The sequence below is a fragment of the Lacinutrix chionoecetis genome, from assembly GCF_053604665.1.
This window is the reverse complement of the sequence record NZ_JBSHNQ010000080.1, coordinates 209,794-224,442: the sequence shown is the minus strand read 5'-3', so window position 1 is coordinate 224,442 and position 14,649 is coordinate 209,794. Positions and strand designations below refer to the sequence as shown.

General features: G+C 34.9%; 9 protein-coding genes. All 9 read left to right on the top strand.

What is annotated here, in order from left to right; genetic code table 11:
* The 9 genes from ACVC43_RS08220 (at position 1) to ACVC43_RS08180 (ending at position 14,642) form a co-directional block, all read left to right on the top strand.
* Positions 1 to 1,632 (top strand): sulfatase family protein, encoded by a 1,632-nt coding sequence (locus ACVC43_RS08220; protein WP_452224024.1) that lies wholly within the window; start codon positions 1 to 3, stop codon positions 1,630 to 1,632.
* Between the two features lie 13 nt (positions 1,633 to 1,645).
* Positions 1,646 to 3,238 (top strand): sulfatase, encoded by a 1,593-nt coding sequence (locus ACVC43_RS08215; RefSeq protein WP_452224023.1) that lies wholly within the window; start codon positions 1,646 to 1,648, stop codon positions 3,236 to 3,238.
* A gap of 103 nt (positions 3,239 to 3,341) precedes the next feature.
* Positions 3,342 to 4,796: a sulfatase gene (locus ACVC43_RS08210; RefSeq protein ID WP_452224022.1), complete on the top strand. Its 1,455-nt coding sequence runs from the start codon at positions 3,342 to 3,344 to the stop codon at positions 4,794 to 4,796.
* Positions 4,797 to 4,860: 64 nt separating this feature from the next.
* Entirely contained in the window at positions 4,861 to 6,300 is a 1,440-nt protein-coding gene (locus ACVC43_RS08205) for a sulfatase (protein WP_452224021.1), read from the top strand.
* Between the two features lies 1 nt (position 6,301).
* Positions 6,302 to 8,047 carry an endo-1,4-beta-xylanase gene (locus tag ACVC43_RS08200; RefSeq protein WP_452224020.1) on the top strand — a complete coding sequence of 582 codons (1,746 nt, stop codon included), beginning with the start codon at positions 6,302 to 6,304 and terminating at the stop codon, positions 8,045 to 8,047.
* Entirely contained in the window at positions 8,044 to 9,723 is a 1,680-nt protein-coding gene (locus ACVC43_RS08195; RefSeq protein WP_452224019.1) for a sulfatase family protein, read from the top strand. The genes ACVC43_RS08200 and ACVC43_RS08195 overlap by 4 nt, the downstream gene beginning before the upstream one ends.
* Before the next feature lie 4 nt (positions 9,724 to 9,727).
* Complete coding sequence (locus ACVC43_RS08190; protein ID WP_452224018.1) at positions 9,728 to 11,194, top strand: sulfatase; 1,467 nt, start codon at positions 9,728 to 9,730, stop codon at positions 11,192 to 11,194.
* A 58-nt stretch (positions 11,195 to 11,252) separates the two neighbouring features.
* Complete coding sequence (locus tag ACVC43_RS08185; RefSeq protein WP_452224017.1) at positions 11,253 to 12,845, top strand: sulfatase; 1,593 nt, start codon at positions 11,253 to 11,255, stop codon at positions 12,843 to 12,845.
* Positions 12,846 to 12,848: 3 nt separating this feature from the next.
* Positions 12,849 to 14,642 (top strand): alpha-L-fucosidase, encoded by a 1,794-nt coding sequence (locus tag ACVC43_RS08180; RefSeq protein WP_452224016.1) that lies wholly within the window; start codon positions 12,849 to 12,851, stop codon positions 14,640 to 14,642.
* The last annotated feature ends 7 nt before the right edge of the window (positions 14,643 to 14,649 follow it).

The window sequence follows — 14,649 nt, the reverse complement described above, 5'->3', positions numbered from 1 at the left end:
ATGCTAAAAAAAATTAACCTTATAGTAGCCTGCGCATTAATTGTGCTGTCTTGTAAAGACACTAACAAAGACCAGGCGTTAAATACTACTGAAAATACAGAAGTGCAACAGCCTAACATTATCTACATTATGGCAGATGATTTAACCACGCAAGCCATTAGTGCTTATGGTGGTATTTATAAGGATTTAGCACCAACTCCTAATATAGATCGTATTGCTTCAGAAGGTATGTTGTTTCAAGATGTATTGTGTACCAATGCTATTTGTGGACCTTCTCGAGCTGCAATTTTAACAGGAAATTATAGCAATCGAAATGGTTATTATAAAAACGAAAGTGGTGGTAAGTTTGATGAAACGCAATGGACATTTCCACAGGAATTTCAAAAAAACGGCTACCAAACTTCGCTTTTTGGGAAATGGCATTTAGGTACAGAACCACAAGGTTTTGATGTTTTTAAATATCATAATTCTGCTGGACAACAAGGTCATTATTGGGATCCTGTTTATAATATGAATGGTGAAGACACTAAAGTTGAAGGGTATTCTACAAACTTAAGTACAGATTTTGCCATGAATTGGTTAGAAACCGATAGAAAGCAAGACGATCCTTTTATGATGGTGTTGCAATACAAAGCACCACACAGACCTTGGCAGCCAGATACTAAATATGAAAAACTTTGGGACGACATAGAATTCCCTTATCCAGCAACTTTTAACGACGATTATAAAGGTCGTGAATTAACAGCAGGTGATACAGAAATGACAATGGAATATTTCTCAAGAAGAGATATGAAATTTGAAGAGCCAGCAGATTTAAAAGGTAAAGAAAAAATTAAATGGGCTTTTTATGGTGCAAAGCCAGGAGAAGTTGTACAACCAGAAGGCATGACTGCCGAAGAAGGTAGAAAATGGAGATACCAGACTTACGTTAAAGATTATTTAGCTTGCGTAAAGTCGGTAGATGATAATATCGGTCGTGTATTAAAATATTTAGATGATAACGATTTAGCAGATAATACGATTATAGTATTAACGTCAGATCAAGGCTTTTATTTAGGTGATCATGGATTTTTCGATAAGCGTTTTATCTATGAAGAATCTATTAGAATGCCATTTATGGTAAAGTATCCTAAGTTGGTAAAAGCAGGTTCTGTAAATGAAGATATTATCACAAACGTTGATTTTGCACCTACTTTATTAGATTTAGCGAATATTTCTACAGATCAAGAAATGCAAGGACAGAGTTTTAAGTCTGTTTTAAAAGGCGAAACACCTGCAGACTGGCAAACAGGAATGTACTATCATTATTACGAATTCCCATACTGGCATCATGTACAACCACATTACGGTATAAGAACTCAAAAATACACATTAGCGCATTTTTATTATAATATTGATGTTTGGGAATTATACGATTTAGAAAAAGATCCACAACAGATGAATAACATCATTAACAATCCAGAATACGCCAATGTGGTAACAGATTTAAAAGCACAGTTAAAAGAATTGATGAAAAAATCTGGTAACGACAAATCGCTGGCAGATTTTAGAATGATTACAGACAAAGATTTTGGTTCAATCGTTGATAAAAAAGATGATGAAACGTCGGTTCAAGATGTTCTGACTAATTAATAAGAAATTTTAAATGAATAAATTTTTCTCCATAGCATCTGTAATTGCAATAACTTTGTTTTCAGGTTGCAATGCGCAAAAATCGGCTAACGATAAAATAGTTGAAACGCAACCTAAAGAAGTAATGCCAACTTCAAACGCTGCAAAAAAAAACATTCTGTTTTTATCTATTGACGATTTAAAACCATTATTATCAAACTATGGTGAATCACAGATGAAAACACCAAACTTCGACCGTTTGGCAAAAATGGGAATGACCTTTACAAACGCGCACGTACAATATGCTGTTTGTGGTCCATCGCGTGCCAGTGTAATGACAGGTACTAATCCTGATAAAACAAAAGTGTGGGATTTACACACCGATTTTAGAGAATCTGCGCCAGATTTAATATCAATGCCAGAATATTTAATATCACAAGGTTACGAAACAACTGCTGTTGGGAAAATTTATCATAAAGGAAGCTCCTCAAAAGGACACGATGGAAAAAGTTGGTCTATGCCTCATCAATTACCAGACAATTATGATCCTGCTGCTGGAGAAGCTGCTTTTTCATATTATCAAGATCCTGCAACTAAGAAGAAAATGGCTCAACTGGCTGAAGAGGCAAAAGCAAAAGGCATCAAAAATCCAAGAAGTTATGTTTTTAAACGTTTAAAACCTTCAACAGAAGGCGCAGACGTTAGCGATACAGCATACCAAGATGGTTTATACACACAAACGGCTTTAAAACAGATTAACGATTTAGAAAACTCTGGAAAACCTTGGTTTTTAGGTGTTGGTTATCAAAAACCACATTTACCATTTGTAGCACCAAAAAAATATTGGGATTTATACGATAGAGATAAAATTGAATTAGCAGAATTTCAAAAACTGTCGGACGGTACACCAAAATTTGCCTTTCATTCTTTTGGAGAATTACGTGCTTTTAGTGACATTGATAATAAATTACGCCAAGGCGATGTCTTACCAGAAGAAAAGCAACGCGAGTTAATTCATGGTTATATGGCATGTATCTCGTACATCGATGCACAATTAGGGATCTTATTCGATGATTTAGAACGCAGAAATATTCTCGACGATACAGTAATTGTACTTTGGGGAGATCACGGTTTTCACTTAGGTGATCATACAGAATGGTGTAAACATTCAAACTTCGAGCAGGCAACACGTATTCCATTTATGTTTGCTGGACCTGGAGTTGAAAAAAATAAGAAATCACATCATCCAGTTAATTTAATAGATTTATTTCCAACTGTTTTCGAATTGGCAAATGTTCCGCAAAGTGACCAAACTGATGGAAAATCTTTAGCACCTCTATTAGATAATGACAGTACTACAACTATCGGTATGGATTATGCTTATCACCAATATGCACGTCAAAAACGTATGGGTTATGCTATAAGAACAGATCGCTATCGTTATACAGAATGGCACGATAATAATTATAGAAGCTACGACACTTACAAAGAAGATAATATTGTAGGTCGCGAATTATACGATTATGAAAAAGATCCTTTAGAAACTAAAAACCTGGTGGATGATCCAGCTTATACTTCTGTAGTAAAGGGTTTAAAAGTAAAACTTAAATCGCATTTATCAAAGTAACATAAAAGCGGTAATTAATTTATCGCTTTTTTTGGCACAATTTCTGAATTAAATCAATAAATAACAATAGCGTCTTAACCAAGATTCGATTAATAATACATAAATGAAAAATATCACATTCCTTTTAGCTTTTTGTTTGTCGTTTGCAAGTTTTGCTCAAGATAAACCTAACATTCTTATCATTCACACAGACGATTTAGGATACCACGATTTAAGCATCACGGGCTCTCAGCTTTACGATACAAATAATATTGATGAATTGGCCAAAGCTTCTGTAAATTTTACCAATGCCTACAGTAGCTATCCGCGTTGCACTCCATCACGTTATGGTATGATTACAGGCATGTATCCAGTAAATGAAAATAAAGGAAACTTAGGTGCTATTCCAGAAGAGAAAAACATGATTAAACAGTTTGTAAATGCTGGATATAACACGTCTTATGTTGGCAAATGGCATTTAGGAAAAGGCAAAAGTAATCCAGATAAATTTGGTTTTAATCATATTTATGCCGCAGGAGAAGCTGGCGGAATTGGAAGTCGTTTTTATCCGTTTAATACACAAGCTAATGGGAAACCTGCAAAGTACGATGTGCCTAATGTTAAGGAAGATGGAAAAGAAGGCGATTATGCTTCAGATTTGTTAACAGATGCCACAATAGAGTTTATAAAAAACAACCCAAAAGACAAACCGTTTTTAGCTGTTTTGGCATACTATGCAGTGCATACACCAATTGAAGCAAAACCAGAAGATGAAGCAAGAAATAAAGAAGAATTAAAATCTATCGATTTTGGTGATACACCAGAATACATTAAAGAAGGCGAAGGCAGACGCAAAATGCGCCAAGATGATGCTGCTTACGCAGGAATGGTAGAAAATGTAGATGAAAATGTGGGTCGTTTATTGCAAACTTTAAAAGACATGAACATCGATAAAAATACAATCATTGTATTTTCTTCAGATCATGGTGGTTTATCTAACGATGGAAATAAAGGTGAACGCCATTTAGCAACAACTAATATTCCTCTTAAAGCTGGAAAAGGGTGGTTGTATGAAGGTGGTATAAGAGTGCCTTTATTCATAAAATGGACTGATGAATTAAAGCCACGTGTGGATGACGAATCGATAGTATTAGGAATGGATATTTTTCCAACACTTTTAGACTTAACACTTAATAAAAAAGTGGAGGGTTTAGATGGCGAAAGCTACGCTTCAGTTTTAAAAGGAAAAGAGACTTGGGAAGACCGCACAGTATTCTGGATTTCTAAAAAAGCAAGACCACACAGTACAGGAGATAGTAAAGCTGCTGTTGTACGTTCGGGCGATTTTAAATTAATTCAATTTTTAGGAACAGATAAAGTAGAATTATATAATTTGAAAGAAGACATTAGTGAGGAGAAGGACTTATCTAATAAAGAGCCAGCTAAAACTGCACAAATGCTTAAGTTATTGAAGGATTGGAAAAAAGAAATGTTAGTGCCTGAGCGTTTAGACGTAGGAAAGAAAAATAAAGCCGATAAAAACGGAAAAGCTAAAGACAAAAAGAAGAATAAAAATTAACGAACAACAATTTACAGACCTCACTGGTTTTAAAAAAAACCTGTGAGGTCTTTTTATACAAATAATGAAAGCTTTAAAAACAATATATTTTTTACTTCTATTTGCATTAGTTTTGAGTTGTAAAACAAAAACGGTAACGATCTCAGATGCTGATAAAATTGAAACAGTTAGCACATCTTATGATAAGCCAAATATCCTAATTATCCACGTAGACGATTTGGGTTTTCACGATTTAAGTATAAATGGAAGTCAAATTTACCAAACACCAAGCATTGATGCTTTGGCTAAACAGTCTGTTGTATTTAGTAATGCCTATGCCAATTATCCACGTTGTGTTCCATCAAGATATGCGATGATGACTGGTAATTATCCAATCCAAAATGGAGATGTACCAGACGATGGTTTTAAAATGACAGGTATTGCAGATAATAAGAATTTTGTAAAAAATATTAAAGCTTCAGGATACCAGACCGCCTATTTTGGGAAGTGGCATTTAGGCAATGCACAAAGCTTAAAAGACTTTGGCTACGATTATAGTTTTGCAGCAGGTCACGCAGGTTCGCCAATTAGTTTTTTATATCCTTTTAACGAAAAGAAAGGTAAAGGTAAATCTAAAAAATCACCAATTCCAGATGTAGATGCTGTGAGTAAAGAAGGCGACTATCTAATGGATGTCATGACAGATAATGTTGCTAAATACATCACCAATACAGATAGAACCAAGCCATTTATGGCCATGTTTTCATTTTACGCTGTGCATCAACCATTAGAAGCTAAAGCTAAAGACATTAAACGCAATAAACAGGAGATTGAGAACTTCGATTTCGGGAACCAGCCAGAATTTATAGAAGAAGGCACAGGACGCACCAAAATGCGTCAAGATCATCCAAAATACGCTGCCATGGTGGAAACTATGGATGAAAATGTGGGTAAATTAATGACATTACTAAAAGACTTAGATCTTGAAAAAAACACGATCGTCGTATTTTCTTCAGATCATGGCGGACTCTCGAATGATGGTACAAAACAACGCGATTTAGCCACGTCTAACTTTCCGCTTCGCGCAGGAAAAGGTTGGTTGTATGATGGTGGATTAAAAGTTCCATTAATGGTGAAGTGGAACGGAAAATTTCAGCCTAAAACAGATAGCCAATCGTTAGTCATGCTAATGGATGTGTTTCCTACTGTTTTAGATATTACAGCAAATAAAAACTTAAATACCAACGGAAAAAGTTTCCTTCCAATTCTTAAGAATAAAGAACAATGGACAGACAGAACGGTATTCTGGCATTCGTCTAAAGCACGACCTGTAAATACAGGAGATACCAAATCTTCTGCTATTAGAAAAGGTGATTATAAGTTGATTAATTGGTACAAAGAAGGCAGAACAGAATTGTATAATATCGCACAGGATCCATCAGAAAGCAACGATATTTCAAAACAAAATATCGCATTAACAGAACAGTTGTTGAATGAACTTAATAACTGGAAATCTAATTTTTAATATGAAACACGCAATTCTACTCTATTTTATTTTTTTTATTTCATTAATCGCTGCACAAAATAATTCTGTAGGTGAAGATTTAATTGATTATAAAAAGATTGAATTTTTAAATACGAAAGGCGATTTTTCAAACATAACAAAATCTATGGATGACGCTGGAAATCTTCAGTTTTTAATAGAAACAAAAGAGGAACCAAAATTTATTTATAATTGCGCCACCAACGTTCCTATTCATCAAAAAGGTTATAAAAAAGGAACGGTGTTTTTGTTGTCTTTTAAAGCTAAAACGGTGTCTGCAAGTTTAGAAACAGGAGAAGCTAAAGCACTTTTTATCTTTAAACAATTGGATAGTTATAAAGGGAATAAAGATTATACGCAGAGTTTTTCTTCAGATTGGCAAACCTACTATTTACCTTTCGAAGCAGATAGATACATCAAAAAGGAACATTTAGGTATTGTAATGCAATATGGTTACAGGCCACAATCGTTCCTTATAAAAGACATTAAATTTGAAGTCTTTCCAGAAGAAACAAAGCTGGAAAGCTTGCCCAAAACTAAAATTACCTATGCAGGTATGGAAGGCGATGCCAAATGGCGAATAGACGCCAACCAACGTATTGAAGCAATTAGAAAAGGAGATTTTAAAGTTCAGTTTTATAAAAATGAAAAACCAATAGCCAACAAAGAGATTAACGTTAAACTCGTAAATCATGCCTTCCCTTTTGGAGCAAGAATGGCTGCTGAAGATATTGTGAATAATACCGACGATTACAAAAATTTTAAAAAAGCTTTTAATAGCTTGGTGTTGGGTAATGATTTAAAAATAAAGCACTGGGTTAGAGAAGATAAACGTAAAGAAACCTTAGAAGCCTTAGAGATACTTAAAACTGATGGCTATCCAGTAAAAGGACATGTTTTAATTTGGCCAGGTTTTAATTACCTTACAAAAGAGGTGCGTGAAAATAAGGATAACCCAGAAAAGGTAACGCAAATCATTGCGTCTCACGTCAGTAATATTCTCGATGCAACTAAAGGACAAATCACACATTGGGATGTAGTTAATGAAGCTTACACAAACAGAGATTTGCAAAAAATTACTGGAAGTGAAGAGATTCTGTACAACGGATTTAGAACTATTGCAGCAAAACAACCCAATGTTCGTCGTTTTACCAATGAATATGGCATTATTAGTAAAGGCGGCATCGACACCCAAAAGCAACAATGGTATTACGATTTTATAAAGCGTATTGACGACAATACTGGTGGTTTGGTTCAAGGTATTGGCATACAAAGCCATATAGGAAGTGACTTAACACCACCTGAGCGTGTGCTTGAAATCTTATCTTATTATGCAACGCTTGGCAAACAAATTAGTATTTCAGAATTCACAATGGATGTCCAGGATGAAAAAGTCCGAGAGCAATACACACGAGATTTTATGATTGCGGCCTTTAGTCATCCTAATGTTTCTGAGTTTTTATTTTGGGGAAACACGGAAGATGGACGTAAAAAATCTGATATTTTTACTAAAGATAACAACATTGGTGTTATGGGAAAAGCCTATTTCTCATTAGTGCATGATGCCTGGAAAACCAACTTAAATGGAACAACTTCAGAAAATGGTTTAGTTGTCGGACGAGGCTTTTATGGTCTTTACGAATATTCTTTTGTAGACGATGGAAAGGTCTTTACTGGCACGTTTCAAGTAAAGCCAAGACAAGCAAATGTTTATAAAATAGAGTTATGATAAAATACTTCCAGCTTCTATGTATTATTTTAATAGTTACGTCTTGCAATTCACAAACCGAAAAACAAGCAGAACACACAATAGAAAATACACAGCCAAATATCCTTTGGATTGTATCCGAAGATATTAGTCCAACCTTATCGTTTTATGGCGATGATACAGCAAAAACTCCAAATTTAAATGCACTTGCCAAAGAAAGTTTGGTGTACGATAATGCCTATGCAGTTGTTGGAGTCTGTGCTCCAAGTCGATCGGCAATAATTACAGGAATGTACCCGACAAGTTTGGGAACCATGCATATGCGAACGGGAAAAGACATTCAAGCTTGGGGAACACGAGCGTATAAAAAAGAAACAGGACGCGCGGATACCGAAGGTAACCCAATTATTGAGTATGCAGCTGTTATTCCAGAGTATGTAAAAGCATTTCCGGAGTATTTGCGTAAAGCAGGCTATTTTACCAGCAATCATCAAAAAACCGATTATCAATTCGCAATCCCAGTAACGGTTTGGGATCAAAATAGTAATCAGGCGCATTGGCGTAATCGTGATAAAAATCAACCTTTTTTCTCAGTATTTAATTTTGATGTCACTCACGAAAGTAAAATCTGGAAAAATGCAGACAAACCGTTAACGGTAAATCCTGATAGCGTTCCATTACCACCATATTATCAAGATACCAAAACAGCTCGTGCAGATGTGACTCGTAATTATAGTAATATCGAATTGTTGGATAAACAAGTAGGGAAACTAATCGCACAACTTAAAGAAGATGGATTGTATGACAACACTATTATATTTTTCTATAGTGATCATGGTGGACCATTACCAAGACAAAAACGTGGTATTCATAAAAGTGGATTACATGTCCCGTTTATGGTCAAGGATTTAAAAGGTACAACAGGTCGTACAGAGCGTTTAATATCGTTTGTAGATTTAGCACCAACCATTTTAAGTATAGCAGGTGTTAGCATTCCAGATTTTATTCAAGGAAAAGCATTCATGGGTGAACAGGATACGGAAGCACGTGATTACGTTTTTGGAACATCAGATCGGTTTGATGAAATAACAGACCGTTCTCGGGCAGTTTACGATAAGCAATACTTATATGTTATTAACGATTTTCCTGATAAAATGTGGTACAAGGACATTTCATACCGCTTACAAATGCCTATGATGGCTGAAATGATTGAGCTTCGCGATAACAATAAATTAAACGAGGTACAAATGACTTGGTTTAAAGCAAAGCAAAACGAAGAATTGTTCGATGTAAAAAAGGATCCGCATCGCTTACATAATTTAGCAGAAAACCCTGAATTTGCAGACGTCCGCAACAGAATGCGAGGAGTTTTATTAGAATTTAGAGATAAGCACATGGATTACGGAATGCAACCAGAAGCACAACTCATTAACCAAATGTGGCCAAATTTTAAACAACCTGCAACCAATAAAGTAGATGTTAAAATTGAGGCTAAAAAAGTGTCTCTTTCAACCAAAACAAAAGGTGCATCTATAGCCTATATTATTTCAGATAAAGCATTAAATAATATTAATTTTGATAGTGGTTGGCAGGTGTATAGTGAACCTTTCTTAGTTAAAAAAAATCAGTTTTTATATGCAATGGCTCAACGTATTGGTTATAAGGAAAGCGATGTAACAAAAATGAAAATAGAATAATAAGATGGAGTTTTTTAGAATAATAGTAGTTTTTCTCATAAGTACAGTCCTTTGGTCTTGTAAAGAAAAGCCCTCTGAAATAACTCAAAAACCAAATGTCCTTTTTCTTTATATGGACGATTTACGTCCAGAATTAGCAAGTTTTGGTGCTGCACAAATTTTCTCCCCTAATATTGATGCTTTAACAGAAAAGAGTGTAAAATTCACCAATGCCTATTGTAATGTGCCAGTTTGTGGTGCTTCTCGGGCGAGCATGCTTACCGGAATGTTACCAACAAAAAATCGATTTTTAGATTACAATACGTTTGTTGAAAAGGAAACGCCAGATGCTGTTACACTTCCAGAATTATTCAAAATTAATGGCTATACCACCATTTCTAACGGAAAAATATACCATCATTTAGACGATAGGGAAACCGATTGGGATGAGGTTTACAGACCTTATGCTTTTAATAATAATGAACAAAATTTAGCGCCTACTGATTGGTGGCAATCGCTTTGGAAAGATTATCAAAACCCTGAAAATATTGCCGAATATAGTGCTACAAACACAGGCCCTGCTTATGAAAGTGCAGCTGTTAACGATTCCATTTATATTGATGGTTTAATGACTGAGAAGGTAATAAGAGATATCAAAAAACTTAAAAATTCTAATAAACCATTCTTTTTAACGGCTGGATTTATTAGTCCGCATTTACCATTCAACGCACCAAAAAAGTATTGGGATTTGTATGATAGAAGCCAGATTAAACAACCAGAAAATCATAATTATATTCCTAAAAATGCGCCAAAAATGTCTATTAGCAATTGGGGAGAAATGCGTGCCTATTCTAACATTTCAAAAAAAGGACAAGTTTCAGACAGTTTGGCAATAGATTTAATTCATGGCTATTATGCAACAGTAAGTTATACCGATGCTTTAATTGGTAAGATTTTAAAAGAACTAAAAACTCAAGGATTAGAAAGCAATACCATAGTCATTTTTGTATCAGACCATGGCTATAACTTACAAGAACACACGCAATGGGCAAAATTCACGAATTATAATACCTCTACTCAAGTTCCACTTATTATTTACAACCCATTTTCAAAATTAAGAGGAAATAGAAATGCTTTAGTGGAATTGGTGGATATATACCCAACATTGGTTGAATTATGCAATTTAGAAATTCCAAAAAATCAATTAGACGGAACAAGTTTAGTTTCTATTTTAAATAGTTCTGAAGCAAAAGGAAAAGACCATATTTTAATTAAAAAAGGAAACGGTTTCACCTTAAAAACACCTCGATTTAGCTATACTGAATTTATAAAAGCTGAAGATAACACGACCATTACATCCATGTTGTACGATCATAGCGTTGATAAAGCTGAGAATGTAAATGTAGTTGATAATGTGAAGTATAAAAAAGTCGTTTCAGACTTAAAAAACACACTTCATATCGCTTACAAGCAGAATATTAAAGGCGAATAAAAATGCATTAAACTATGGCATGATTTTGTAGTCATACCTAATAAACACACTAAATTAAATGAAATATTACTTTATACTACTTTTAGCATTATTTGGACTTAAAACAATTACAGCACAAAACACAGATACATCAAAACCAAATGTATTATTAATCTGTGTCGACGATTTACGTAATAATTTAGGAGCTTATGGCGATGTGCAAGCCATAACACCAAACATTGATGCTTTAGCAAAAGAAGGCGTAACGTTTAGAAACCATCAAGTTCAATATGCAGTTTGTGGCCCTTCTCGGACAGTAATTACCACAGGGTTAATGCCTGAAGAAACTGGCGTTATTGGTTTTAAGCCTATTAGAAAAAAGCTGCCTAATGTAACTTTCTTACCACAACATTTTAAAAATAACGGATATACTACAGCTGCTGCAGGAAAAATCCATGATCCAAGAACAGTAGGTGATGATGAAAACAAAGATGGAGACGATGTGGCTTCATGGAGTATTCCTTATTTAGCACCAAAAGGTGGTCATAAAGCAAAGGAAATGGCATTGGATTTTCAGGATTTACCAGATGAAGATTACGTCGATGGCATTATTAGAGTGGAAGGCATCAAATTATTAGAAGAAGTAGCAACAAAAAACAATCCGTTTTTTATGGCTATCGGCTTTAAAAAACCACACGAACCATTTGTTGCTCCAAAAAAATATTGGGATTTATATAATGATACTAATTTTAAAGTGGCTGAAAATCAAAAAGCACCAATTGGTAGAGAAGATTTAAAAACCTATGCTATTCATGGAAAAGATGTAAAGCAAAACATGAATACTGAAACAGGATTAATTAATGAAGATTTTCAATTAAAACTAAAACAAGGCTATTATGCATGCACTTCTTTTGTTGATGCGCAAATTGGCATGGTTATAAAAAAATTGGAAAATTTAGGCGTTGCAGATAACACTATTATTGTCCTTTGGGGAGATCATGGTTTATTTTTGGGCGAACATGGCCGTTGGAACAAGCATTCTAATTTAGAAGTTGCATCTTCATCACCATTAATTATAATCGATCCTCGAAACAAGAAAGCAAAAGGCGACACATTTTCTGCTGTATCCACAATAGATATCTATCCAACATTGTGTGAATTAGCAGGTTTAGAAATTCCAGAACAACCAAAAAACGCGAAAAGCACAGACGGTCGTAAAATAAAAGGTCGCAGTTTAGTGCCTATTTTAAACGACACAGATGCACAAGTAAAAATTGGAGCCATAACACTTTATAGAGGTCAGCGTGGTTTGGGTTACGGCTATCGCGTAAAAGGAAAATACCGTTATATAGAATGGGTTAGCAAAAAAGGTGGAGACAATTTTTACGAATTATACGACTACGAACAAGATCCAAACGAAACACAAAATTTAGCAGTAACACAACGTGAAGTTTACGAGCCTTTGTTACATAAATTTTCAAGAAATATTAGAAATTTAGGTGAAGCAGATGGATGCATTGCATTATTAAAAACCGAACCTTTTGAAGTTTCTGCAAAAAATAAATCCAAAATTTTAATTCGGGACGCAGATGGTGATGGTAAAACAGATGAAGCTGAAGGCAATGGCGATGCAGATAATGACGGCATTCCTAATTATTTAGATAAAAATTAAACAATGAACAAACAATTTTTAATAGCCTTTTTAGTAATCTCAACTATAGGTTTCGCCCAAAAGAAAAAAAGCAACTACAAAGACCAATGGCAGTTTCCTGCAAAGGATTCTACCATGTACGTTACTGCAGAACAACAAAAAGAGTTATATGCCACTGAAGCCGAAATGCAATGGTTTAAAGATGCAAAGCTTGGCATCTTTGTACATTGGGGACCTGCATTATTAAAAACTAACGTACTAAGTTGGGGAAGACATGGCGAACGTCCTGGCGCAGGAAAACCTTCGACGAAAGGTGTGCATCCTGAAGTTTATGATAATCTCTACAAAAATTTTAATCCTAAAAATTTTGATGCAGACAAATGGATGCAGCAAGTAAAAGATTGGGGAGCAGAATACATAGTATTCACCGCAAAACATCATGATGGATTTGCATTTTTCGATGCAAAAAACACAGAATACGATATCATGAACACACCATTTGGTCGTGATATCTGTAAAGAATTGGCAGATGCGGCACACAAAGCAGATGTTAAATTATTTTGGTACTATTCGCAACCAGATTGGACGCATCCAGATAATCTTCGTGAGAAACATTACGAAAATTATTTGCCTTATATGAAAGAACACGTTAAGCAATTGTTTACCGAATATGGTAGAATTGATGGTGTGTTTTGGGACCATTTAGCGACAAAATATTGGCAATGGGATAGCTATCATGTGTTAAAAGACATGAAAAAATGGCAACCAGGCATTATTAGTAATGCAAGAACTGGTTTTGCTTGGCCTTTAGACGATCGTGGCGATTACGACACACCAGAGCAAAGCCTTGGCCCAATTGACCATCATCGTTATTGGGAAGCCTGTTTAACCATGACAGACAAATGGTTATATAGTCCAAAAGGCCCTATAAAACCTTACGAAACCGTTTTAAGCATGCTCATTCAAGTGGCTGGAAATGGTGGAAATTTACTACTGAATTTAGGACCAAACGGAAAAGGTGAATTCGTTGAAAAAGAAGCTGAAGAAGCGTTAAAAGTTGGTGAATGGATAAAACACTATGGTCACACCATAAAAAACACACGACGAGGTATTTACATTGGTGGCGATTATGGTGCTTCCACGCAAGTTGGAAACAAAATCTATATACATGTATTGCAGCAATTAGCGGATAATTCAGAAGCAACAATTGAATTGCCAATGCTTCCAACGGAAATTTTAACGTCTAAAGGCATTACGGATGGATTCAAAAAACATAACATTAAAAACGGAAAGCTTATCCTTCATTTTGATAAAACGGAATTCGGTAAAAATATAGATAACATCGTAGAATTGACTTTGGCTGAAAACCCTTCAAATTTTGAACGCATTGAAACTTGGAAGGCTATTCCTTTGGCAAATACAGCATTTGACGTTTCAGAATCTTCATTCTTCAATAAGGATAAAAAAGGAGATGTTATTTACAATTCAAAAGGCAATGTGTTTAGCGAAGGCATTCATCTTAAAAAATGGTGGGAACCGTCAAAAGAGGATCAGAATCCGAGTTTGACTTTAGATTTCAAATCGGCTAAAAAGATAAAAACTATTTTATTAAGTGAGAATATGCGTTCGCATTGTATTAGAGAATTTCATATTGATGCTAAAGATAAAACTGGCAATTGGAATACTGTGTATAACGGAAAAACCATTGGCGAAGGACTACGAGTGAAGCTTAATGGTGATGCTATTTATGGTATGCGATTAGTGCCTACAAAAAATACGAAGGCGATTCAAATTACAGCTTTTAATGTTTATGAATGAAGCTGAC

What these genes read in the sequence shown, in the direction of transcription:
- ACVC43_RS08205 (WP_452224021.1), top strand. Translation starts at nt 4,861, where the DNA reads ATGAAAGCTTTAAAAACAATATATTTTTTACTTCTATTTGCATTAGTT.
- ACVC43_RS08215 (WP_452224023.1), top strand. Translation starts at nt 1,646, where the DNA reads ATGAATAAATTTTTCTCCATAGCATCTGTAATTGCAATAACTTTGTTT.
- ACVC43_RS08180 (WP_452224016.1), top strand. Translation starts at nt 12,849, where the DNA reads ATGAACAAACAATTTTTAATAGCCTTTTTAGTAATCTCAACTATAGGT.
- ACVC43_RS08210 (WP_452224022.1), top strand. Translation starts at nt 3,342, where the DNA reads ATGAAAAATATCACATTCCTTTTAGCTTTTTGTTTGTCGTTTGCAAGT.
- ACVC43_RS08200 (WP_452224020.1), top strand. Translation starts at nt 6,302, where the DNA reads ATGAAACACGCAATTCTACTCTATTTTATTTTTTTTATTTCATTAATC.
- ACVC43_RS08195 (WP_452224019.1), top strand. Translation starts at nt 8,044, where the DNA reads ATGATAAAATACTTCCAGCTTCTATGTATTATTTTAATAGTTACGTCT.
- ACVC43_RS08220 (WP_452224024.1), top strand. Translation starts at nt 1, where the DNA reads ATGCTAAAAAAAATTAACCTTATAGTAGCCTGCGCATTAATTGTGCTG.
- ACVC43_RS08185 (WP_452224017.1), top strand. Translation starts at nt 11,253, where the DNA reads ATGAAATATTACTTTATACTACTTTTAGCATTATTTGGACTTAAAACA.
- ACVC43_RS08190 (WP_452224018.1), top strand. Translation starts at nt 9,728, where the DNA reads ATGGAGTTTTTTAGAATAATAGTAGTTTTTCTCATAAGTACAGTCCTT.